Source organism: Pseudomonas sp. 1L-C-7-B-C1 (genome assembly GCF_057291635.1).
Genome location: NZ_JBXAWH010000008.1, coordinates 207,112 through 229,889, shown reverse-complemented (window position 1 = coordinate 229,889; position 22,778 = coordinate 207,112). Strand labels below are relative to the sequence as shown.

At 57.4% G+C, this 22,778-nt stretch carries 17 protein-coding genes; 9 read left to right on the top strand and 8 right to left on the bottom strand.

What is annotated here, in order from left to right:
• Nucleotides 1–57: 57 nt before the first annotated feature.
• The 3 genes from AC0Z8Z_RS14635 (at nucleotide 58) to AC0Z8Z_RS14625 (ending at nucleotide 2,099) form a co-directional block, all read left to right on the top strand.
• Complete coding sequence (locus AC0Z8Z_RS14635; RefSeq protein ID WP_122536948.1) at nucleotides 58–396, top strand: tryptophan synthase subunit beta; 339 nt, start codon at nucleotides 58–60, stop codon at nucleotides 394–396.
• Nucleotides 397–592: 196 nt separating this feature from the next.
• Nucleotides 593–1,708, top strand: coding sequence for a glycosyltransferase family 2 protein (locus tag AC0Z8Z_RS14630; protein WP_485619577.1), 1,116 nt, complete (start codon nucleotides 593–595; stop codon nucleotides 1,706–1,708).
• Nucleotides 1,698–2,099 carry a GtrA family protein gene (locus AC0Z8Z_RS14625; protein WP_485619576.1) on the top strand — a complete coding sequence of 134 codons (402 nt, stop codon included), beginning with the start codon at nucleotides 1,698–1,700 and terminating at the stop codon, nucleotides 2,097–2,099. Before AC0Z8Z_RS14630 ends, AC0Z8Z_RS14625 begins: the two co-directional genes overlap by 11 nt.
• 36 nt (nucleotides 2,100–2,135) lie before the next feature.
• On the opposite strand, the gene lapD is transcribed toward AC0Z8Z_RS14625, so the two are convergent.
• Nucleotides 2,136–4,082: a cyclic di-GMP receptor LapD gene (gene lapD, locus AC0Z8Z_RS14620; protein ID WP_485619575.1), complete on the bottom strand. Its 1,947-nt coding sequence runs from the start codon at nucleotides 4,080–4,082 to the stop codon at nucleotides 2,136–2,138.
• A gap of 8 nt (nucleotides 4,083–4,090) precedes the next feature.
• On the bottom strand, nucleotides 4,091–4,786 hold the full coding sequence (gene lapG / locus AC0Z8Z_RS14615; protein WP_485619574.1) for a cysteine protease LapG: 696 nt from the start codon (nucleotides 4,784–4,786) through the stop codon (nucleotides 4,091–4,093).
• Nucleotides 4,787–5,009: 223 nt separating this feature from the next.
• On the opposite strand from lapG, the gene rfbC reads away from it, so the two are divergent.
• Nucleotides 5,010–5,555 carry a dTDP-4-dehydrorhamnose 3,5-epimerase gene (gene rfbC / locus AC0Z8Z_RS14610; RefSeq protein ID WP_485619573.1) on the top strand — a complete coding sequence of 182 codons (546 nt, stop codon included), beginning with the start codon at nucleotides 5,010–5,012 and terminating at the stop codon, nucleotides 5,553–5,555.
• Nucleotides 5,556–5,636: 81 nt separating this feature from the next.
• On the opposite strand, the gene rfbA is transcribed toward rfbC, so the two are convergent.
• The 3 genes from rfbA to rfbB are packed head-to-tail and all read right to left on the bottom strand — an operon-like array spanning nucleotide 5,637 to nucleotide 8,502.
• Complete coding sequence (gene rfbA / locus AC0Z8Z_RS14605; protein WP_485619572.1) at nucleotides 5,637–6,527, bottom strand: glucose-1-phosphate thymidylyltransferase RfbA; 891 nt, start codon at nucleotides 6,525–6,527, stop codon at nucleotides 5,637–5,639.
• Nucleotides 6,524–7,429, bottom strand: a complete 906-nt coding sequence (gene rfbD / locus AC0Z8Z_RS14600; RefSeq protein WP_485619571.1) for a dTDP-4-dehydrorhamnose reductase — start codon at nucleotides 7,427–7,429, stop codon at nucleotides 6,524–6,526. Before rfbD ends, rfbA begins: the two co-directional genes overlap by 4 nt.
• The gene (rfbB, locus tag AC0Z8Z_RS14595) at nucleotides 7,426–8,502 is read right to left on the bottom strand and encodes a dTDP-glucose 4,6-dehydratase (RefSeq protein ID WP_485619570.1); all 1,077 of its coding nucleotides are present in this window, start codon (nucleotides 8,500–8,502) and stop codon (nucleotides 7,426–7,428) included. The genes rfbD and rfbB overlap by 4 nt, the downstream gene beginning before the upstream one ends.
• A gap of 292 nt (nucleotides 8,503–8,794) precedes the next feature.
• On the opposite strand from rfbB, the gene AC0Z8Z_RS14590 reads away from it, so the two are divergent.
• Entirely contained in the window at nucleotides 8,795–9,955 is a 1,161-nt protein-coding gene (locus AC0Z8Z_RS14590) for a glycosyltransferase family 4 protein (RefSeq protein ID WP_485619569.1), read from the top strand.
• Between the two features lie 11 nt (nucleotides 9,956–9,966).
• Here AC0Z8Z_RS14590 and AC0Z8Z_RS14585 read toward each other — a convergent pair whose 3' ends face one another.
• The 3 genes from AC0Z8Z_RS14585 to AC0Z8Z_RS14575 are packed head-to-tail and all read right to left on the bottom strand — an operon-like array spanning nucleotide 9,967 to nucleotide 14,508.
• A complete protein-coding gene (locus AC0Z8Z_RS14585) occupies nucleotides 9,967–11,379 on the bottom strand; it encodes a TolC family outer membrane protein (RefSeq protein WP_485619568.1) in 1,413 nt (470 codons plus the stop codon).
• On the bottom strand, nucleotides 11,376–12,701 hold the full coding sequence (locus AC0Z8Z_RS14580) for an HlyD family type I secretion periplasmic adaptor subunit (protein ID WP_485619567.1): 1,326 nt from the start codon (nucleotides 12,699–12,701) through the stop codon (nucleotides 11,376–11,378). Before AC0Z8Z_RS14580 ends, AC0Z8Z_RS14585 begins: the two co-directional genes overlap by 4 nt.
• A gap of 13 nt (nucleotides 12,702–12,714) precedes the next feature.
• On the bottom strand, nucleotides 12,715–14,508 hold the full coding sequence (locus tag AC0Z8Z_RS14575) for a type I secretion system permease/ATPase (RefSeq protein ID WP_485619566.1): 1,794 nt from the start codon (nucleotides 14,506–14,508) through the stop codon (nucleotides 12,715–12,717).
• A 956-nt stretch (nucleotides 14,509–15,464) separates the two neighbouring features.
• Between AC0Z8Z_RS14575 and AC0Z8Z_RS14570 the strand changes: the two genes are divergently transcribed.
• The 4 genes from AC0Z8Z_RS14570 (at nucleotide 15,465) to AC0Z8Z_RS14555 (ending at nucleotide 22,727) form a co-directional block, all read left to right on the top strand.
• Nucleotides 15,465–16,286, top strand: coding sequence for a hypothetical protein (locus tag AC0Z8Z_RS14570; RefSeq protein ID WP_485619611.1), 822 nt, complete (start codon nucleotides 15,465–15,467; stop codon nucleotides 16,284–16,286).
• Between the two features lie 19 nt (nucleotides 16,287–16,305).
• Nucleotides 16,306–17,712 carry a DUF4214 domain-containing protein gene (locus AC0Z8Z_RS14565; protein WP_485619565.1) on the top strand — a complete coding sequence of 469 codons (1,407 nt, stop codon included), beginning with the start codon at nucleotides 16,306–16,308 and terminating at the stop codon, nucleotides 17,710–17,712.
• Nucleotides 17,713–17,862: 150 nt separating this feature from the next.
• Complete coding sequence (locus tag AC0Z8Z_RS14560) at nucleotides 17,863–20,343, top strand: glycosyltransferase (protein WP_485619564.1); 2,481 nt, start codon at nucleotides 17,863–17,865, stop codon at nucleotides 20,341–20,343.
• A complete protein-coding gene (locus AC0Z8Z_RS14555; RefSeq protein ID WP_485619563.1) occupies nucleotides 20,343–22,727 on the top strand; it encodes a glycosyltransferase family 2 protein in 2,385 nt (794 codons plus the stop codon). Before AC0Z8Z_RS14560 ends, AC0Z8Z_RS14555 begins: the two co-directional genes overlap by 1 nt.
• The last annotated feature ends 51 nt before the right edge of the window (nucleotides 22,728–22,778 follow it).

Here is a 22,778-nt window from a genome sequence, read left to right as displayed (position 1 = left end):
TGTGCTGGCAGCCGTCCCTGACGGTTGTCAGCGCAGTTACTCCCTGAGGAATGAGCCATGTTTTACGTTCAGCGCGATGCCGATGGAACGCTAGTTCGCGTGGAAGCGACGGCCTTTGCCGAAGCGAGCGAGCAACTGCCGCCCGATGACCATCAGGTGCAAGCCTGGTTTGCCAACGAAGTGGTCGAGAAGAGCCTGATCCAGCTCAAGTCCAGCGACATGGACATGATCCGGGTGCTGGACGACTTGATTCAGGTCCTGACCAGTAAGGGTATCCTCAACATCACCGACCTCCCCCCCGCCGCACAGGCGAAATTGATGGATCGTACCCAGGCCCGGGAAACACTGGGCGGCCTGAGCGACTTGATCAATGATGATGAACAACGGCTGATCTGAAGGCCACCGTACCGTAAATACGTTTCTGCAACAAAGTGCATGCCCGATTTCGACTACACCCTTATCCGCGTCCGCTCTGCGGCCGATCACGGCCAAGGCATGGTAGGCTATGCGCCAAAATTTTAGGGAGGGTCCGAAAGTTTTCAGGGCCCAACGATGTATTGAGAAACATCTACACTAACAGGACGAAATGAGCATGGCAGGTGGCACGGACACAACGACGAATGAGAGCGTAAACGCCGAAATTATTGCTTCAAACTCGCAGTCCAGCGGCGCTGCAACTCAATATTCCCATGTCCAGCAACCACAAGGGTTGTCACTAGCGCCCGAGGATGCCCAATCCTCCCCCGTCAGCAAGCCTCAGAGGAAACTGGTCTCGATCATTATTCCTTTCTACAACGAGGAAGATAATGTTGCGGCGACGCTCGAAGAGATCGGTCGATGCGTCAATCACGAGCTGTACGACTGGGAAGTTATCGCGGTTAACGATGGTAGCAGCGATGCGACGCTTGATGTGCTTGAAGCCAGTCGGCCCTATAACGTCTCACTGGTGATCGTCGATCTGTCGCGCAACTTTGGTAAAGAGGCCGCCCTGTCGGCAGGGCTCGAGAGAGCTCGAGGCGCCGCGGTTATACCGCTGGATGCCGACTTGCAAGACCCGCCCGAGCTGTTGGCCGAGATGCTGGTGCTCTGGGAAAGTGGCTTTGACGTCGTCCTCGCCAAACGCATCGACCGATCCAGTGATGGCGCGCTCAAGCGCATGACCGCCAGGGCTTTCTACAAAGTAATTAATCGTCTGTCCGACGTTGAAATCCCTAACGATGTTGGCGATTTCCGTCTCATGGACCGACGTGTTGTGGACGTTCTGTGCTCTCTTCCTGAAACCCGCAGGTTCATGAAAGGCCTGTTCGCCTGGGCAGGCTTTCGCACCACTACTGTCAATTACACCCGTCCAGAACGCGCACTCGGCACCACTAAGTTTTCAGGTTGGAAGCTCTGGAATCTGGCGCTCGAAGGCATTACATCCTTCTCCATCGCTCCATTGAAGATCTGGACCTACATCGGATTCGGGGTCGCATTACTGTCTTTCATGTACGGCGGCTTCATCGTCATCACCACTCTGATGTTCGGCGCCGACGTACCGGGCTACGCATCGTTGGCCTCAATGATGCTGTTCATGTCAGGGTTACAGATGATGGGCCTGGGAGTTCTGGGCGAGTATGTCGGCAGGACTTATCTGGAGTCCAAGAACCGTCCGCCGTATGTCATTCGCTCGGTCCGAAACCGCAAGGCGCAAAAACATGACGACTAATGGCGACCTGCATAAATTCATCAAATTTGCGATGGTGGGCCTGCTCAACACCGGTATTCATATCGCAGCGGTCTATCTGCTGGTAGAACAGGCAGCGGTCGAACCGCCACTTGCCAATGCGATCGCGTTTTTATGCGCCAACGCATTTTCGTACCTGATGAACTCTATGTGGACCTTCAAGGCGCGCAAGGAATTGAAGGTTTACTTAAAGTTCCTGACGGTGAGCACGGTAGGGTTGGCCATTTCGTGGACGTGCGTGTATTACACGCGCTTCTTCGATATCAACTACATGTACGGTGTCGTCGCGTCCGTATTCGTTGTTGCCATCGCCAGCTATTGGCTAAACAGCCGTTTCGTTTTTGTCGAATCCCAAGCCAACCCATTGAACTAAGCGCTTTATATCCCGGCTACAGCAGGCCGGGATCATTCACTCCCATGGCGCCGGATTACCCACAAGTCGCCCTTGCACGCCCTCGATACCCATTTCAGCAATCACCTGACGTTCGCCCTCGGTTTCTACTCGCTCGGCAATTAGAGGTAGATCGATACTATGCGCGGCACGTTGCACCGCTTCTATGAACAGACGCTTGTGGCTTTCCTCGTCAATGGAGCGAATGTAGCTTCCGTCGATCTTCAGATAAGCCAGGCCCAGATGCGCCAGATTCCCGATCATGCTGAAGCGCCCGCCGAATCGTTGTAGTGCCAGCGAAAAGCCATGTGCGTGAAGCCGTCGGGTAAGCTGCTCCAGCACTGATTGTTCAGGTAACTGCTCTTCGCCGATTTCAAAGGTCAGGCGGGGGCCGAGCTTTGCATGCTGTCGCAACAAGTCGAAGATGTCTTCAAGCGCTCGCGCATCGGCCAGCGTAGCGGCGGAAAGGTTCAAGGCCAGGGACCGGTCATGCTGGCGTAGATCCGACAGCACGTTGCGCAACACCCACAAGTCCAGGCGACTGGACCAACCAAATCGCTCGATCCACGGTAGGAAGCGTCCAGCCGGAATTGCCTGGCCCTGCTCATCGACCAATCGGGAAAGTACTTTGTAATGCATCACCCGAGTGATATCGCTCGTCCTGACGACTGGCTGGAAAAAAAGCTTAAAGCCACCCTCAGTGAGCGCCTGATCAAGCACGCGATGCCACGTGTGCTGGTCATCACCGGCACTAACGACTGCACCGTTCTCGGCATAACTCCAGGTTTGCTCACCCTGGGTTTCAGCCAGCGACAAAGCCTGATCCGCAAGGCCTAGCAAGGTGAGCGTCGCCTCCCCCGGTATGTAAGCTGCCAAGCCCATATGTGCCACAGGAGAAATGTCAGAAACCCCTCTTGCGCCAAGGTCTTTGAGAGCTTTCTCAAGATCCTCAACCAGCTCCAGCGTTTCCGCTCGCCCCATCCCCGGCGCAAGCACTGCAAACTCGCCGCCCCGAGAACGACTGATCAGGTGGCGGATCTTGGGGTACTTCTCACAGTGGCTAACGAGTAGCTGCGCCACCGCGACAAGTAATGCATCAGTGCGCTTGCCACCAAGGCGCAGGTTGAGCCCGGCAAGATCCTGAACCCGTAACAGCAGCAGGTGCCCTGCAAGCTCCTCTTCCGGATTGCTCACGTGCATTTTGAGCTGCATGTCGAAATAACGGCGGTTTGACAGCCCGGTCAGGCTGTCCTGATACGACTCGATACGCAGCTTCTCACTGCGCTCGGTGCTTTCCTGAAACAGCGCCTTGAGCTTCTCGACCATCTGGTTCATCGCCTGCACCACCCGGCGCAGCTCCGGCGTGCGCGGCAGTTCGGGCAGAACGAGAAACTCGCGACGACCAATCGCCTGGGACTGCGCCACCATGTAATCCAGCGGCTTGAGCTGCCGGCGCAACAACATCGCGCCCAGAATCGCACTGACCACGCCGCACACCAACAACCACCCCAGGCTGCCCAGCGCGCTCTGCCACAACTTGGCCAGCGCGAACATCGGGTGGCTCACCACCTCAACCCGCGCCGTCTGCTGCCAGCCACGGCTGACAATCGCCTCGCCGCCTGCGGGCTCAAGCCCGATGGCGTTGATGAACCACTGCGGCACACCCTGATTGTCCGGCGTCGCACTGCGCTCGACGATCGCGTCGCCACTCGCCAGGTCCACCACCCGGATGCTCGCGTAGTAACCGCTGTCGAAGATCGACGCCACCATCAGCTCGACCATCGCCGGGTCGTCGATATTGGACGTCAGCGACAGCGCTAGCGAGGTCGCGGCGTCTTGGGCGTGGGAGCGCAACTGATTGACGTACTGCGCCCGCGAGCTTTCCAGGCTGACGACAAAACTCCCCGCAAAGGCAACCACCATGAACAGACAGATCGCGATCAACAGCTGTTTGAACAGAGACATCAGTACTCCTAATTCTCGGGCTCGGTGGGGAAGCCTTCTGCAGTCATTTTTTTCAGCACGTCCTGCCACCGGGACAGACGTTTGGTGTCGCTCACTTTCTTGTTGCCCTGCGCGCCAGGCAGCCACAGTCCTTCAGCGTTGAAGGCATACACCGGCAACAGGTCCGTTCGTTGGCTGGCAGGTTTGATGTCGTCGATCAGGCTGTCGAGCACCAGCGGCATGGCGTTCGGGCTCGAATAATAGGTCAGCACCATGTGTGCGCGGTTCAGGCGCAGCGCCTTGACGTAGGTGATCAGCAGCTTCTCGCTGGGCACACCCAAGCGGCGCAGGCTGAAATACTTGGCGATCGCATAATCCTCACAATCCCCCGCGCCCTTGATCAGCGACTCGACCGGGGTCGCCCAGTAATCGACCTCGTGCCACAGGTCGATGTCCTCGGCGTAGCGCATCTGCTTGTTGAAGAACAGATTCACGACCTTCAGCTTGTCGAGCTCGCTGACCTGCTTCTCGGTCGCCAGCAGGTTCTGCCAGGCATCGATGCGCTGCTTGCCGGCGCCCAAGGGCCCATACAACGCTTCGGCACGACGGCTGATCAGCGAAAAATCCCAATCCGCGTTCAGATAGCCGACACACGCCGTGCACGTCAGTGCAAGCGCCAGAAGCAACCATAATCCAGGGCGCTTTTGAGCCGAGCGTGCTGCCAATTTGTCTAGTCCATCGGGCAATGGATAACGGAAAGCGATGGTGAGGGGTTGGGGCAGGAAACGCAATGGCGCGGTGAGATCATGACGACCTCAGGACCGGTCTGTATCAAGCTAACCAGCCAGGCTGATTACCCACAACATCCTGGCCGATGACGACCGCACTCAGTGCGGTTAAAGTGTGCCGCATGTTCTATTCGCCGTTCTTATGAGAGATAAAGAAAACATGCACGCGACCCCACTCGCCATCTCCGATGTGATGGTTTTTGAGCCCAAGGTGTTTGGCGACGAACGTGGATTTTTCTTCGAGAGTTTCAATCATAAAGTTTTCGAAGAGGTACTCGGACGCCAAGTGAGTTTTGTTCAGGACAACCATTCGCGCTCGGTCAAGGGCGTGCTTCGCGGGCTGCACTATCAAGTCAAGCAGCCTCAGGGCAAGCTGGTGCGTGTGATCAGTGGAGAGGTGTTCGACGTCGCGGTCGACTTGCGCAGGCGTTCTCCTACCTTTGGCCGGTGGGTGGGCATTCACCTGAGCGCAGAGAACAAGAAGCAGCTATGGGTTCCGGAAGGGTTCGCCCATGGGTTTGTGGTGCTGTCCGAAGTGGCGGAGTTCGTTTACAAAACCACCGACTACTGGGCGCCTGAGCATGAGCGCAGCCTCGCCTGGAACGATCCGACAATAGCAATCGACTGGCCGCTGGACCATGCACCGAGTCTCTCGGGCAAAGATCAGCAAGCGGTCAGTCTCACTGGCGCAGACGTATTCGAATAAAGGTAGCGCGAACGCGCCGTCAGCTCTATCGGTACGCGTGGGCTACCCCTTGGCCGCCCACACGTAGATATTGCCGATACGTTAGCGCGGCTGACCGTCCAGCAGCCCGCGCAGGTACTGGCCGTAGCCTGTTTTCTTCAACTTCTCGGCCTGTGCCGCCAGAACTTCGGCGGAAATCCAGCCGTTGGCATAACCGATCTCTTCCAGACACGCCACCTTCCAGCCTTGGCGCTGTTCGATGGTGTGAACGAAGTGGCTGGCCTCGAGGAGCGACTCATGAGTACCGGTGTCGAGCCAGGCAAAGCCGCGCCCGAGCATCTGCACTGTCAGGCTTTTCTGCTCAAGATAAGCGCGGTTTACGTCAGTGATTTCCAGCTCGCCACGTTCGGACGGCTTGATGTTTTTGGCGATCCCGACGACCTGATTATCGTAGAAGTACAAGCCAGTCACTGCGTAGCTGGACTTCGGTTCGGCGGGTTTTTCTTCGATGCTCAGTGCGCGGCCGTCCTTGTCGAACTCAACCACACCAAAACGCTCCGGATCGTTGACGTGATAACCGAACACGGTGGCGCCTTCCGTCTGCTCGCACGCAGCGCGCAGATTGTCCGAGAAGTGTTGGCCGTAGAAGATGTTGTCGCCCAGGATCAGGCAGCATGGGTCTTTGCCGATGAACTCTTCGCCAATGATAAAGGCTTGGGCGAGGCCATCCGGGCTAGGCTGTTCGGCGTAGGTCAGTTCAATGCCGTATTGACTGCCATCGCCGAGCAACTTGCGGAAGCTGGGCAAGTCTTCTGGCGTGGAGATGATCAGTATCTCGCGCATCCCGGCCAGCATCAGAACCGACAGCGGGTAGAAAATCATCGGTTTGTCATAGATCGGCAGCATCTGCTTGGAAACGCCCAGGGTCAGCGGGTGCAGACGTGTGCCCGAACCGCCGGCCAGAATGATTCCTTTACGATTGGTCGTGTTCATTTATTGAGAGCTTCCATAAGCATGCGGGTTACGCCACTTTGCCAATCCGGCAAGTGTAGAGAAAAGGTATCGCGAAGCTTGTCCGTCGCAAGACGGGAATTCAACGGACGGCTGGCGGGTGTCGGGTAGTCGGTGGTCGGAATCGGATTGATCGTCTCCACCGCCAGCACTTCACCGTTGGCGCGCGCGAAATCGATAACGTAACTCGCGTAGGCGTGCCAAGACGTTTCACCTGTTGGCGCCAGGTGGTAGATGCCGCACAGCTCCGGATTCATCAGGGTTTTCTGCAAGGCCGCAACGGCCACGTCCGCCAACAGATCAGCGCCTGTCGGCACGCCGATCTGATCGGCAATCACCTTCAGGGAAGCGCGATCCTTGGCCAGTCGCAGCATGGTTTTGGCAAAGTTGTTGCCCCGTGCCGCATACACCCAGCTGGTGCGGAATATCAGGTGCTTGCAGCGCGAAGCGACAATCAACTGCTCGCCTTCCAGCTTGGTGGCGCCGTAGTAATTGACCGGCGCGACGGCGTCGGTCTCTTTCCACGGCTTCATGCCACTGCCGTCGAACACGTAGTCGGTCGAGTAATGCACCAGCAGCGCGTCGAGACGCTTGGCTTCTTCGGCCATCACCTGGCTCGCCAATGCGTTGATGGGGTGTGCCAGTTCGCGCTCGCTTTCGGCTTTGTCCACTGCAGTGTAAGCAGCAGCATTGACGATGACCTGCGGCGACACGCTACGGATGGCTTCGCGCAGACCGGCGAGGTCCGACAAGTCGCCCACCAGCGTGCCGTAGGGAGTGGCGGCCGGATGGCGATCAAGTGCAATCACTTCACCCAACACACTCAAGGCGCGTTGCAGCTCCCAGCCGACCTGGCCGTTTTTACCGAGCAGGAGGATTTTCATTCTTTGTCTTCGCGCTCTGCGTAGTTCTTGTCGATCCACTGCTGGTAGCTGCCGCTTTTAACGTGCGAAACCCACTCAGGGTTATCGAGGTACCACTGCACGGTCTTACGGATCCCGGATTCGAAGGTTTCTTCGGGAACCCAGCCTAGCTCACGCTGAATTTTGCTGGCGTCGATCGCATAGCGCAGATCGTGGCCCGGACGGTCTTGAACATAAGTCAGCAGCTCAACGTGAGGACGGAACGCTGAATCAGGACGCAATTCGTCGAGCAATGCACAAACGGTGCGCACGACTTCGATGTTCTGTTTCTCGTTGTGACCGCCGATATTGTAGGTCTCGCCCACTTCGCCTTCGGTAACGACTTTGTAGAGCGCACGGGCGTGATCTTCGACGAACAGCCAGTCGCGGATCTGGTCGCCTTTGCCGTAGATCGGCAGCGGCTTGCCTTCCAGCGCGTTGAGAATGACCAACGGGATCAGTTTCTCGGGGAAGTGGAACGGCCCGTAGTTGTTCGAGCAGTTCGTCACCAGCGTCGGCAGGCCATAGGTGCGCGCCCAAGCACGGACGAGGTGGTCAGAGCTCGCCTTGCTCGCTGAGTAGGGCGAGCTTGGCTGATACGGGGTGGTTTCGGTGAAGAGATCTTCCGGCCCATGGAGATCGCCGTACACTTCGTCGGTTGAAATGTGGTGAAAACGGAAAACGGATTTCCGGCTCTCGTCCAGCGCTGACCAATAACCGCGTGCGGCTTCAAGCAACACGTAAGTGCCGATGATGTTGGTCTGAATGAACTCGGACGGCCCGCTGATGGAGCGGTCAACATGGGACTCGGCCGCCAAGTGCATCACGGCATCCGGCTGATGCTCGCGGAATACGCGATCCAGGTCTTCGCGGTTGCAGATGTCGACGTGCTCGAAGGCATAACGCTCGTTTTTGTCGACCGTCTGCAGCGACTCGAGGTTACCCGCGTAAGTCAGCTTGTCGACGTTGACGACCGAATCGGTGGTGTTGGCAATGATGTGCCGTACGACTGCTGAGCCGATGAAGCCTGCGCCGCCAGTAACTAGGATCTTCACGCGAATTATCTACCTTGATCGATCCGCAACGCCCTCGTGGCGCGGCGTGAGGTTGTGGCATAGACACTCCCGCGTTAGTCGGGATGAATCCTGAATCCGAGCGATATCGCTCCTTGCCAAGCGACGGAGAATACAAGCTCTTATGCATCATTTACAGGTCGGGCCTGTCACGCGGTGCCGTTCAACCGTGGGTGCCAGACGATCTGGCATTTGAGAAATGCTTAGCGAGCGTACGCGTGGTAGTCTCGCGAACTTATTTTTTGTGACCCGCCGAGTTGGTTTGGAAACGCGTATGGATATTGGTTTGAGCTGCACCGTCTGGGCACTGTGTGAACGTGCCGGTCATCTCGATGGGATCGGCGTGTACACCCGCTCTTTGTGGCAGGCGATGGAAGCGCTCAAACAAAGCGAAGAGTCAGGCATCGCCATCAAGCCTTATGCGTTCGGCCGCAATCTGCCGGAACTGGCGTGCGGCGTACCCAAGATGCTCTCGGCTGATTTCCGCATTCAAGTGCTGGCGAGCGGCTTGCTCGGCCTGCCGCTGCCCAACTCTTCCGCCATCGCTCGCGATGTCGACATCGTCCACGCCTCCGATCACCAGATCCCGCGCATCAGCGGCGTGCCCGTGATTGCCACAGTCATGGACGCTATTCCGCTGATTCATCCGGAATGGATCAGGCAGAACCTCAAAACCCTCAAGGGTTGGCTGTTCGCGCGAAGCGTTCACAGCGCCGAACACCTGATCACCATCTCCGAACACAGCAAGCAGGATCTGGTCACGCACATGGGGATTGCCCCCGAGAAAATCAGCGTGACGCCCCTTGGCGTGGACCCGGTCTACTTCGAGCGCATTCCCCTCGAAACCCGAGACGCTGTGCTGGACAAGCATCAGATCAAACCCGGTTTCTTCCTGTTCATCGGCACGCTGCAGCCGCGCAAGAATCTGCCGAAAGTGCTGGAGGCGTTCAACGCGCTGCCGGAGACAGTGCGCAAAGAGCATCCGCTGATTGTGGTGGGACGTGACGGCTGGGCCAACGAGGATCTGATTCCGCAGCTGAAGGCGCTGGAAGCAAAGGGCGAAGGACGCTGGCTCAGCTACCTGCCGCAATCCGACGTGTTCGCACTGCTCCAGAGCGCCGGCGCATTGGTGTTCGCGTCTTTATACGAAGGGTTTGGCTTGCCGGTGATCGAAGCATTCGCGGCCCAGTGTCCGGTTATTGCGTCGAACACTACGTCCCTGCCGGAAGTCACCGGCAATGCCGCCTGGGCGGTCGACCCGCTGGATGCTGCAAGCATTTCGGCGGCCATGCTCGACGTATTGAGCAACGATGCGCTCAGAACCGAGCGAGTTGAAATAGGGCTGGAGCGCGCCCGTCAGTTTACTTGGGAAGAATGCGCGCGGCAGACCCTGGCGGTGTACCGCAAAGTGTTGGCGGCACACCCCAAGGCGTAAGTCGCTGCAGGTTACTTAGGGGTTGCTTTGGTGTTACTGGGGGCTGAATTATTCAAGTCCTTTAGCGCTTCCGAATCATCGCCGCCCAGCCAAACGTTCACGCTGGCAACGCTCTCTTGCGACAGCTTGCCGGCCCAGCGATTCAGGATGAACAGATTGGTGATGAAGTCGTACTGCGATTTCAGTAGATCGCTGCGCGCCTTGAATTCGTTCTGCACTGAGGTCAGGACGTCGACGGCGTTTACGATCCCATAGCTAAAGGCTTTTTGCGCCGCGATGCTCGATTGCTTGGCCGAAGACAACGCGTTCTGCCCCGCGCGAATCTTGTCCACGGCAGATTGAGCAGTGAGATAGGCGTTAGTGGTTTCCTTCACCACTTGCCGGCGAACCCCTTCAAGATCCTGCTCGGCCGCGTATTGCTCGTCATAAAGCCCACTCACCCGCGCTGAGGTCGAGCCGCCGCTGTAGATCGGTACTTTCAGGCCGATGGTTGCGACGTAGCTGTCACTGCGCGGGGTCAGGGTGTTGTCGTAGCCGACGTCACTTTGCGAAGCCCCGAGGTTGAAACTGAGCGAGGGATAGTGCCCACCCTTGCCCTCACGCACTGCGGCATCGGCCGCCGCTAGATTGCTTTCATAGGCTTTGAGTCGCGGGTTGCTGTCGAGCGCCTGGGCAATCCAGGCGTCGAGCGGCAGCGTCGGTGCTTCCAGCGCGATGTCGTTACGGATCCGGCTCAAGCGATCATTGATCGGGCGACCCACAATCTCCGACAGCCCTTCCCGCGACAAACGCACCTGATTGCGCGCTTCAATCTCCTGGGCCAGCAATGAGTCCACCCGGGCTTTGAGATCCAGCATGTCGGTGATCTTGGCCATCTGCTTGGCATACATGGCGTTGACGCGATCAAGGCTGCCTTGGGTGGCGCGCCGCTCAGCGGAAACCAGCTCCAGCGCATCATCGGCTGCGAGAGCGGCGAAGTATCGCTTGGCCAGATCCACCGTCGCTTCGGCCTGCGAGTCCTCGGACTGCGACGCCTTCTGCAGCGTGACGCTCTTGGCCTTCTGATACCGCTCCCACGCTTCCTTGTTGTAAATAAATTGACTGAGGTTCAGCCCATAGCTTTTGTTGTCGTAGATTTCTCGCGATTGTTCGTCCTTGCGCAGAATCCGGTTGATGTTGCTGCTCGCCGAGACCTGCGGCAGCAATCCACCGAAAGCTTCACGCTCCTGCTGCTTGGCCGACCGGGCGTGTGCGTAGGCAGAAAGGATGCGGGGGTCTTCGAGTCGCGACTCTTTGTAAAGGGTCATCAGGTCGAGCGAATAGGTCAAAGCGCTGACCTGTTGCGGAGCCTCAGGCTGCGCTGCATTAGCGTTTAGTGCGAACAAACCGAGGAACAGACCGGGAAGAAAACGGACCACTGTCATTCCTCGATCATCGACTTGGCGAACATGTTGTTGGCGGGCTTCAAGAGGTACTGCAGCATGGTTCGGCTACCAGCGTTGATCAACACCTCAGCAGGCATGCCCGGTTGCAAACGGCGATCTCCCAAACGTGTCTTTCCCTCTTCCGTAAGCTTCACCCGTACCAAGTAGTAACCCTCTCCGGACTTCTCATCCATCAGGCGGTCAGCAGAGATTCGTGTTACTTCGCCCTGAATTACCGGCGTCGTCGCGCTGTTGAAGGCGCTGAAACGGATATCTGTGAGCTTGCCGACAGTAATGCGGTCAATGTCGTTCGTACCAACATGAGCCTCGACCACCAACTCTGAAGACTCAGGCACGATGTCGAGCAATGGGGTAGCCGCACTGACAACCCCACCGATGGTGTGGACCTTCATGTCGAGTACCATTCCGTCCTCGGGCGCGCGAATAACGATGCGAGACAAACGATCTTTAAGCGCAGTTGCCTTTTCTTGCAGGTCAAAGACCTGGGCCTGCACATCACTCAGGTCCTTGGCGACATCGGAGCTGAATTTCTGGTTGGTCTGAACAATCTGCATCTCGGTTTCGTTGATCTGCAGACGCGTTTTGGTGATCGTCGATTGGTGGTCAGCGACCTCTGACTTAAGCATGTCCAGCTTACGTTCTTGCTCCAGCAGACGCTGGTTATCGACGAAACCCTGGCGCAGCAGATCCTTGAGCTCGGTGATCTCGCGGGTGTAGGACTTCTCAAGATTGACCTTGGTGCCGATCATGTCGTTGAGGCCAATGATTTGTTGCTTCAACTGGCCAATCCGCTCCTTCTGCACCGAGATCTCGCCCAACCGCGCATCGTGCCGCGAACGGAACACCTGCGCTTCGCCATTAATAGCCTCGCGCGCGCGATCGCTCTCGACACCGTCGATGACCAATGCGGGAATAGCAGGCAAATCATCACGCTCGGCGCGCAGGCGGGCTTCTTTGGCGCGCGCCGTGATGAGCTGATTGCGGGTGGATTCGTATTCGGAACTCAGCTGGCCATCATCAAGCACAATCAAAGGATCGCCCTTATGCACGGTATCCCCGTCTCGAGCGAGCAGTTCTTTAACGATGCCGCCTTCCAAATGCTGCACCGTTTTGCGGTAGCTCTGAACGGTGACAATACCGGTCCCGTAGACAGCGTTGCCCAATGGTGCAAAGGCGGCCCACGTGCCGAACAGGCCAAAGGTCACCAGAACAATTGTCATCCCTACCCGCCGGATACCCCGATCGGATGTCGGCATATCGGCAGTATTTTCTTCAAGCACGGTCACGGTGTTGCTGGTCATTCATGAATTCCTTTCAAGCGCTTGGCTGTTCTTCACCTGATGCCGTCGGTGCTGCTGCGGGCGCGGCTGGCGGTGCCGCTGCCACACGCGGGTGAGCCTGACCTTGTGCCTGGGCTTGAGCCTTGGCCTGTTGTTGAGCCAGTTCCGCAATGACTTGGTCACGGGCGCCATACATGGAAAGGGTGCCCGCGTTCAAGACCATGACGCGATCCAGTCGGGACAGGATGTTCGGCCGGTGGGAGATAATGAACACCGTTGCACCGGTTTCCTTGATTTTTTGCAGAGCCACGCCAAGTGCACGTTCGCCGACTTCATCAAGGTTGGAGTTCGGCTCGTCGAGCACAATCAGCCGAGGGCTGCCATACACCGCACGGGCAAGACCGATTCGCTGACGTTGACCACCTGACAGGTTGACCCCCTCGCTGCCAATCACGGTGTCATAACCGCTCGGCAACTGAAGAATCATTTCATGCACGCCCGCGATGCGGGCCGCCAACACCACTTGTTCCGGATCGACCTTAGCGAACCGGGCAATGTTGTCGCTGATGCTACCTTCAAAAAGCTCGATATCCTGAGGCAGATAGCCGAGGTGCGGACCGAGTTCTTGCTTGTCCCAGGAACTGATGTCCGCGCCGTCCAGACGCACCGTGCCGTGCTGCGGCGGCCAGATGCCGAGCAGCGCACGGGCCAGCGTTGATTTCCCCGCTGCGCTTGGGCCGACAATCCCAACGATGCTGCCCGCTGGTGCCACGAAGCTAACGTTGCGTATGACTGGCGCTTTGGCGCCTGGCGGGGCGACAACCAAGTTCTCAACTTGCACATGCCCTTCTGGATTCGGTAAGGACATGCGCTGAGGCTCGGAGTGAAGCTTTTCAAGCGTATCGTTCAGACGTTGATATTGCATGCGCGCAGCGACGAAGCCCTTCCAGCTGCCGATCATCTGATCAATGGGTGACAGCGCACGGCCCAGCAGCAAAGAACCGGCCATCATCAGTCCAGGATTGATCTCGTGGGTGATGACCAGGTACGCACCCGCCGCGAGCATCATAGACTGGGCCCAGTTACGGAAAGTCTTGGAGATAGAACTGATGACACCGCTCTTGTCGCTGGCATCGGATTGCAAGACGAGCACACGACGCTGTCGGACCGCCCAACGTCCCATCAGAGTGTCGAGCATCCCCATGGATTCGATCACCTCAGCGTTGCGCAAGCTCTTGGTGGTATGCAGATTCGCGGTAAGACTCTGCTTGTTGGCTTCGGCCAGTGCGTTGCTGGTATACCGGTGAGTAAGGTACGCCAGTGCTATCAATACCACCGCAGCACCGACAGTCATCCAGCCAAACCAGGGGTGGAACAGGAACATGACCGCTGTGTAGATGGGCAACCAAGGCGCATCGAACAACGCGAAGAGCCCATTTCCAGTCAGGAACTGCCTCAGCGAAGTCAAATCATTCAATGATTGGGCCGAAGCGTCCATCCCGCCACTGGCGAGCGCCCTCTTGAAGCTAGCTCTATAGACATCACGGCTCAGTAGCACGTCCAAGCGGTTGCTGATGCGGACCATGATCCTTGACCTCACCCACTCTAGAGAGCCAAGCGTCGCCATTAGTAAGGTCAGGATAAGGGTCAACATGACCAACGTGGATGTACTGCTGCTGGGCACTACGCGGCCAGAAACCTGAATCATGTAAAAGGTGGGGACCAGCATCAACGTGTTCACGAAGAAGCTGAAGAAACCGACGGAGAGGAAGCTGCCTTTACAAGCCCTGAGGGCAGCTTGCAGATTGTTTTCGTGTGAGCGACTCATGGAATCCATTACTGATGAGATGGGGCTGCGAAAGCGGCTGAGTGTACCATCGGCATCGCGCCCGGACAGCATTAAAGGGCCATCAAAAATGCGCCCGCCGGGCAGATTTCATGAAACTTTTGTTAGAAAGGGAACTACCTGCCTAGCCCGGGCGTTACAGATTCCTCCATGGATTCGCAACTTGCCGGAAGCGCCTAATTGCCCTTCTTATAATTTCGAGATATTTCCTTATACAACTTCTGAACTCCGCACGAGTGGTCAGCAACGGCTTTAATATGCGTAGTTATTGCCTCATTAATGTCGCTTGCTGCCCTCATAACACCATGCCACTCAGCCCTCATTTGGAGGATCTGGCAAATGATAAAAACATGGGAACCGAGTCAGCCGGCCAGCGATGCCGTAGCAGCGTAGGCGCGGCGGGCGCGCAGAATCGCATCAGAAACCCCCATCAGGCACGCGCTCATTCGAGATATTCTTCTAGCTCTTTTTCCATGGCGCAAGCGCTCTAGGACGGGCTATAACGGCCCACGCCGACAGTAGCATCGGCCGTTTCATCTATTTCTTTAGCACCAAACGACGATCGGTCATGATATGGAAATATCGCCTCATCGCTGCCGGCTACCGTCGTCGAAACGACTGCTCAGCCTTCCCACCTTTGAGCTGACCAACGGTCCCCACAAATCAGTGAATCCATATCACTATGCCTGCAGGGATGTTCTTACCTCATCTGAGGAAATTTCCTACCAATGAATTGACATTTTCGTTGGATCCATTAGTCTCAGCTCTCGGCAAATGCCACCAGTACGCCATTAAGTTGCACGGTATCTGGAGTGAGTTGATTGGATTGAGACTCTCAACTGCTGTCAGCTCGGGATAAGAAGGAAACTTATTGAGTGCAGTCGCAAACATTAGATGGCTTGAAAATTACCTCCCGCGTAACTCTGCTTGAGCCCGGGATGTATATCTTTCGCTACGCCTCCCAGCCCATTGCAGAGCGCAGCGTCTGCATTGCCTTGCAGCAAGCGCCGCTCGGCAAGGGCGTCATTGATTTCTTTCCTGCGGAAGGCGTGTCCAAGAACATGCTAACCAAGCTCGGCGACTGCATCATCGGGCGGGTCAAGGGCGCGGTAACAACCGTCTTAATTACCGAATACTATCTGGCCGACGTCGCCGTCGACCCTGTCGATTTGCGCATTGACCGCATCGATACTTCTCCGGCAATTATGCGCAATTTCCTGCCAGCGACTCCGACCCCAGAGGCCGTGGCTTTCTCACGCACGACGGCTGTCCGGGCCGTGCTGAAGCTGACCGGCCATGTAGGAAAAGCTGGCGACATTTCCGTAGTGGATGAATGTCTGGGTGACGCGCGCAGTAGCGAACCACTGGAAGGCTTTTCTGTTCACTGGGATAACAAACCTGCGGGCGTTGATCTGGCTTACACCAGCACTATCGCCGGCGCAGGCCCCAGTCAGAAGGTGCTGACGGGCAGCTTCACAGGGGCCCGCAATAAGAACGCATCACTGACCGCGGTTGGCTTCGGGCTGACCGGCCCTGATCGTTCCCAATATGAATTGACTGGCTACGTCGTGTTTGCGGGCGCTTCGCCCCAGCCTATCGTCGCAGAACAGATGCTTTTTGGACCCAGTGGCAGTGAGCCGCTGGTTGCTTTACAGCTTTCAATTACTCCCGTCACCGAGATCAACGCTCTCCGCCATAAGTCTCTCAGGGAAAAACCTGCGATTACGCAGACAGATAGCAACATCGGCCAATTGGCCTGACACATCAGGAATATGACTCATGGCATTGCAATATGATACTCCGGTAACAGCAGCAGACCTGTCCTCCTCGCTGGCAGCCAACCCGTCGATCTCCGACTCCACCATCGCGGCCATCAGCTCCCTGCTGAACCTCGATACCGCTAGCACCACCGTAGCAGTAGCATCTTTCGATGCAACTACTGGTGTTGTGACTGGTCAAGAAGGTGTGACTCCGGACGTCGTCACCATCTCGGCAGACGTGAACACCCTGGCACGCGCCGCTGCTCCTCAGATCACTGTTGACCTGAAAGCCGTTGCTGACGCTTCCGTATTCATCATCCAAAGCGATGTTGGCGTGACTGCGACCCTGGCTACTACTGCTGGCGCTGACAAAATCATCGTTGGTGGCAACGGCAACGACAACATCACCGTAACTGGCGATGCAAACGTGACTGTTGACGGCGGTGACGGCAACGACGTAATCACCACTGGCGGCGGCAACGACACCGTCATCGGCGGCGCTGGCGTTAACTTCATCACCACTGGTGCAGGTAACGACACCATCATCACTGGCGCTGGCGTTGCCAACACCATCGATGCTGGCACAGGTTTCGACACTGTTGTGATCGGTGGCGCACGTGCTGACTTCACTGTTACTCAGTCGGGCTCGACTCTGATCCTGAACGGTGACGAGCAGACCACCAGCGTTACCCACGCTGAATTCCTGACCTTCACCGACAACCAGACTCTGGCTATCGCTGACAACGCTGACGATGCTGCAGTTCTGCGTCTGTACGAAGGCCTGCTGGGTCGCGACGTCGATGCTGGCGGCGCTGAGTTCTTCACCACAGCCCACGACAACGGCGTTAGCGCCGATTCGCTGGCTGATGTCGTTGTCAACTCTGCCGAGTACAAAGACGTCCTCGTCGATAACTACCTGGACAGCCTGTACAACAACCTGCTGAACACCGGCACTGGCGCTGACCAAGCTGGTCAGGACTTCTGGTCGAACGCTGTTGCCAATGGTCAGAGCCTGGCTCAAGTTACCGCTAGCATCGCTGCATCGGCTGAAGATCAAGGCACTACCATCACTGATACTGCCTTCGTAAACGGTCTGTATGAGTCCGCTCTGGGTCGTACTGCAGACACCACTGGTCTGGACTTCTGGGTTGACGCCCTGGCCAATGGCACCAGCCGTACTGACATCGCTTCCGGGATCATCACTTCGAGCGAAGCCGCTGACCACGCTAACGTCGAGTTCGTGAACTCCCTCTACACCAACGCTTTGGGTCGTGACAACGACGCAAACGATGTAGGCGGCAAAGCGTTCTGGCTGACCGCTCTGGACAACGGTGTGTCGCAATCTCAAGTGGCCATCGACATCGTCGGTTCTGCTGATGCACAAGCTCACATCACCAACGTTGTAGTTGTACCTGGTTCGGTCTAACTCACCGCTCCTTAGTCACCCCGAATACCTTCGGCCGAAAGGCCGGGGGTTTTCAAAAAAAGGGGCTCCCTCGCGGGCGCCCCTCTTTATTTATCTGTGAATCAGCCAATGGCCACTTCTACCCAACTTGACCTTGAGCCAGGCACGCTCATGGAAAAATTCCAGCTCGCTCGTCAAAATGGCGAGTCGGACCGGGCCATTTTTTTTCTGGAAAAAGCGCTCCAAACCCCCGAATACCGATCCGAAGCCTTGATTTGGAAAGGCATCGGCGCCATGCAGCAACACCAGCTGCATCAGGCATTTCTCTACCTCAGCTCAGCGGCCGCCTGGCTACCGAAACGGGCAGACATCCAGGCATTAACCGGGCGTGTCGTATTAGCCCTCGGAAAACCCGTGTTGGCGACGCGATTACTGAACGCCGCCTGGAAAAAAAACCCCACCGACGCCGCATTGCGCTCGATGCTCTGGCAGGCACGCAGTCGGACTGAGTCGCCCGAGAAGCTGCGCAAGCTGATACTCGCCCTCCTCCCTGAAATCAACGACGCGCAAGAGTTGCAACTGATCGCCGGTCTGCTGGCGAAGCAAGCAGGCGCTTCCAGTTTCCTTGGAGTCGCGCAGTACGATGCCGAGCGTTGTGAAGTCTCGGGCTGGGCGATCAATCTCAAGTCGCCAGAAAGTCCTGTCCGTGTGTCCGTCCACGCTCAAGATGAACTTCATGAATGCGTTGCTGAGCATCCCCATCCGCTATTGACTCACTCAGGACTGTGCCTGGATCACGGTGCGTTCCGGCTGCAGATCAAAGACCCGGCAAAGACGCTCCATGTCCGATTCGAGGACGGCACCCCGTTGAGCGGAAGCCCTCTTTCCAACTTGCCGGTGTTTGTTTCCCCGGCGCCCGTTGGCAAAAACGCAGCTCGCCTCGAACCTGTTGACATACTGGTGCCAGTTTATGACGGCCTGGAAGAAACACTCGAGTGCCTGCACAGCGTGCTGCGCAGCCGTGAGTTCAACCGCACAGCCCACCGTGTAGTCGTTCTGAACGATGCAACTCCGAATCCGGTATTGCGTCAGGCGCTCAGGGACCTGGCGGCTACAGGTGACATCGAACACATTGAGCACGCCACCAACCTGGGTTTTATCCGTAATGTGAACCGAGGCATGGCGCTGAGCCCGGAGCGCGATGTTGTGTGGCTTAACGCCGATACCCGTGTGCACGGCAACTGGCTGGATCGTTTACGTGCTGTAGCGTACAGCGCAAAAGACATCGCCTCCGTCACGCCATTCACCAACAACGGCGAACTGATGAGCTTCCCGGTAAGCCGGGTAAGCCACACGATGCCCACTGCCCAGGAGCAGGCCGGACTTGACGAGATGGCCCGAGTCACCGACAGCCCGGCCGTGGAGATCGAAACCGGATGCGGTTTCTGCCTTTACATCAAGCGCGATGCCATCGATGAAGCGGGCTACCTCGATGAAGTCCACCTGATGCGCGGCTACGGTGAGGAAACCGACTGGTGCCTGCGGGCTCGCTCCTTGGGCTGGCGCCATATGGGCGCACCGAATGTCTTCGTCGCCCACCAGGGAGGCATTTCATTCGGTGAAGAGAAGTCGCTTCGCGTTGCGCACAACAACGCCATTCTCAAGCGCCGTTACCCGAATGCTTCCGCGCGCTATCAGGATTTCTGCGTCCGCGATCCGCTCAAATTCCCGCGCCAAGCGCTCCAGCGCGCACGACTTGGGCAACTGGCTGCGTCGATGGTGGATGCCCCTGCCAACGCGCACCCGTTGACCGGGTTACGGCAGTTGCAAATCCACAGGGACGCGTCCTTTAAGACGCCGTTGGGTCTCACTTGGCATTTTGAGGGCAGCCAAACGGTTGTGAAACTGCAGGCGGAATTGCAGCCTTTGCTGCTTAGCCTCGAGTACCGACTGCCCGCCGAGGCTGGCGACTTGATCAACGACTTGCGCAAGCTTCCGCTGGACGAGATCGTGTATCGACAGCTCACTGCCTGCCCGAAAGAACTTTTAGCGCTGGCAGCCACGCTGGAAAAACCGTACCACATCTTGTGCCAGGACGATGAGTTGCTGGATCAAGCAGCCTCTCGTGACTGGTGTGAGTTCGCCGGGCGAGCGACGAGCGTTGTCGTGCCGTGGAAAACGCTGCGAGCCCGGTATGCCGATGCTCTGCCTAACGCCAGCATCACTGTCGACAGCAAAAAACCCAGGAACGCGCGGCCCAACAAAAAAGCCCCGCGGGTGTTGCTGATTGCCGATGAACTGCGCAATGCCGAGGTCGCAGGCCAATGGATTGATCTGGCGCGCAGGCTTACCCGGCTGCGCCTCAACGTTATGTTGATCGCACTCGGCGACGGGCCCTGGCTTAAAGCATTGCTGGCCACTGGCGCAGTTCATGCTTTACCCGAGGTTCAGGGGCTCGATCAGGCTGAGTGCCTCAACCTCGTCGACTGCCAAGGCGCCCTGAGCCTCGATAAGGATCCCGGGGCCGGATGGAAAGCCCCGGAGCTGGCAACAATGCTTGGGCTGCCGCTTTACGCAGTGCCCGGATCGGTTTCCCGTGATGCCGGTGCTTTGTCGATCAATCAACTTCCCCTTTCACTGAGCCGGGCATAATGTCAGAAGAAGTCGTAACCAAGCCTGCCCCCAGCGCGCAGGTCAACCACAGCTCAATGCGTGGCGCTATCACGGGACTCTATGGAGACGTGCTGCAAGGCTGGGCACTTAACATGGCCGACCCGGATGAGCGCTTGGTCATCGAAGTAATGGTTGACGGAGCCTGCGTCGCGCTCACGCGCGCAGATCAATTCGAACCCAATGCAGACCTCGGCGACCAGTTCCATGGCTTTGGCGTACAGCTGCGAAAAAGCTGGCTAGCCGACGCACGACACATCACTGCGCGTATCGCTAACCGGGAAGTCCATCTCAGTGGTGACCTTCTGCTGCCCGCCGCGCCAAGCAAAGAACCCGCCCCCGTCGCCTCGCAAGTGTGGCACAGCGGCGGTTTGCGGTTGAGCGGATGGTCGTGGGACCCTGACGCACCACAGCGGCATGTCCAGATCACCGTTCGTGAGGACGACAGCGTGCTGGAACGAGCGTCTTGTGACACTCACCACCAGGCGCTCGTATATCGCTCTACCAGCGACCACGGATTCACTCTTGATTTGCCATGGGATTTGGCCGACGGCAAACCCCACACGCTGCACATTGAAAACGACATGGGGCATGAGCTCTCTGGAAGTCCTATAAAACTGTGCTGTTGGCCGGAGGGCCTTGAAGGTCTGCTGAAACAGCATGATTCCCATGGCCCCGATGAGCAGACACTCGCGTTGCTAAACAGCGTGGCGAAAGAGCAAACACTGCGCTCGCCGAAAAGCGCAGGTTTCAAGCACTACCCGCAGTGGTTCGAAGTCTTTCAGTACACCCCTCCGCGAAACCCTCAGCCTCAGAAAAAAAAGCCAGGCGTGCTCTTGCTCAGCGAAGGGGATATGACCCTTGAAAGCGTCAGCCTGGCGAGTCTGCGCGCGCACAAAATCACACCCTTTCAAGTCGCCAGAACGTCCGCAGACAATCTGCTGCCCGCCCTGAACGAACTGTTGAAAGCGGGCTGCGATTGCGTTGTCCCACTTAGAGCCGGCGACCGTCTTGCCAGCCAAGCACTTGATCATTTGACCGGTCTGCTCGATGACAACGTCGCCTGGGCATATGCCGACTGTGACCGCGATGGCCCCAACGGAGAGCGGAGCCTGCCATGGCTCAAACCACTGTGGGATGTCGACTTCTTCATTGGTGTGGACATCTTCACGCCCGGGGCGATTTTCAGCACGGACATCATCCAGGCTGCGCTGTCCCTGCTTGCACCCGCAAGTGAACTGCAATCGTTGAATTGGGACTTTTTGATCGCAGGCATCGTGCTCGCCACCGAAAAGCTCGAAGCGACGGTTGTGCATTTGCCGCAAGTCATCTATCACAGGGACCATCGTGCGCCTTCCAGCCCGGAGCAGGCATGGCCATCAATGGATCGTCACCAAGCGATCGCCTGGCTATGCCAATCGCTTGTACCAGGCGCAACTGTGAAAGCGTTGTCCCAGTTTCCCGCACTGCTCCGCGCCCATTGGCCTCTGCCGCTCACCCTGCCCCGGGTCAGCCTCATCGTGCCTACGCGCGACCAGGTGGGGTTGCTTCGGACGTGCATTGAGGGGCTGCTCAACAACACCGATTACCCGTATCTGGAAATCATTGTTGTCGACAACCAGTCCAGCGACCCGGCTGCGCTGGAGTACCTGCGCTACCTGCCAACCCAAGGCGTGAAGGTGCTTCCGCATCCGCATCCGTTCAATTACTCGACAATCAACAACCGCGCAGTCGAGCACGCCTCAGGGGAAATCATTGGCCTGGTCAACAACGACATCGAGATCATCGAATCGGGGTGGCTGAAGGAAATGGTCAGTCAATTGCTGCGCGACAAGGTAGGTGCGGTGGGGGCGAAACTGCTCTGGCCGAACCGCATGGTTCAGCACGGCGGTGTGGTGGTGGGCATCAATGGCCTGGCTGCACACACGGGCAACAACCTAGAGGAAAACGATGCTGGGTACCTCGCGACGAATCAACTTACTCGACGCCAAAGCGCGGTGACGGCGGCTTGCTTGCTGGTTCGCAAATCGGATTTCGAGGAGCTAGGCGGACTGGATGAAAAAGCATTCCCTGTCGCGTTTAACGATGTCGATTTTTGTCTGCGCATTCAGCAGTCAGGCCTGAACCTGATCTGGACAGCGTTTGCAAAACTTATTCATGCTGAATCGGCGAGCCGTGGGAAGGATGCGAGCGCTGAGAGAAGGTCAAGAGCGCGGCGAGAACAGCAAAACTTCATGGAGCGCTGGAGCGTGGAAGGCTATAGCGATCCCTACTATCACCCAGCACTGAGTCATGATTATTTAACTGGGGCTTACGGTGGATTGGCGATGCCTCAGAGGAACAGGGCGAGCCGTAGTGGCCACTGAGGTGCTCCGGTGAGATCGAGGTACCGATATCCACGGAACTCACGCTCATGG

Coding starts and splice junctions, on each gene's coding strand:
- AC0Z8Z_RS14635 (WP_122536948.1), top strand. CDS start 58: ATGTTTTACGTTCAGCGCGATGCCGATGGAACGCTAGTTCGCGTGGAA.
- AC0Z8Z_RS14630 (WP_485619577.1), top strand. CDS start 593: ATGGCAGGTGGCACGGACACAACGACGAATGAGAGCGTAAACGCCGAA.
- AC0Z8Z_RS14625 (WP_485619576.1), top strand. CDS start 1,698: ATGACGACTAATGGCGACCTGCATAAATTCATCAAATTTGCGATGGTG.
- lapD (WP_485619575.1), bottom strand. CDS start 4,082: ATGTCTCTGTTCAAACAGCTGTTGATCGCGATCTGTCTGTTCATGGTG.
- rfbC (WP_485619573.1), top strand. CDS start 5,010: ATGCACGCGACCCCACTCGCCATCTCCGATGTGATGGTTTTTGAGCCC.
- rfbA (WP_485619572.1), bottom strand. CDS start 6,527: ATGAACACGACCAATCGTAAAGGAATCATTCTGGCCGGCGGTTCGGGC.
- rfbD (WP_485619571.1), bottom strand. CDS start 7,429: ATGAAAATCCTCCTGCTCGGTAAAAACGGCCAGGTCGGCTGGGAGCTG.
- AC0Z8Z_RS14590 (WP_485619569.1), top strand. CDS start 8,795: ATGGATATTGGTTTGAGCTGCACCGTCTGGGCACTGTGTGAACGTGCC.
- AC0Z8Z_RS14585 (WP_485619568.1), bottom strand. CDS start 11,379: ATGACAGTGGTCCGTTTTCTTCCCGGTCTGTTCCTCGGTTTGTTCGCA.
- AC0Z8Z_RS14580 (WP_485619567.1), bottom strand. CDS start 12,701: ATGACCAGCAACACCGTGACCGTGCTTGAAGAAAATACTGCCGATATG.
- AC0Z8Z_RS14575 (WP_485619566.1), bottom strand. CDS start 14,508: ATGAGTCGCTCACACGAAAACAATCTGCAAGCTGCCCTCAGGGCTTGT.
- AC0Z8Z_RS14570 (WP_485619611.1), top strand. CDS start 15,465: ATGTATATCTTTCGCTACGCCTCCCAGCCCATTGCAGAGCGCAGCGTC.
- AC0Z8Z_RS14565 (WP_485619565.1), top strand. CDS start 16,306: ATGGCATTGCAATATGATACTCCGGTAACAGCAGCAGACCTGTCCTCC.
- AC0Z8Z_RS14560 (WP_485619564.1), top strand. CDS start 17,863: ATGGAAAAATTCCAGCTCGCTCGTCAAAATGGCGAGTCGGACCGGGCC.
- AC0Z8Z_RS14555 (WP_485619563.1), top strand. CDS start 20,343: ATGTCAGAAGAAGTCGTAACCAAGCCTGCCCCCAGCGCGCAGGTCAAC.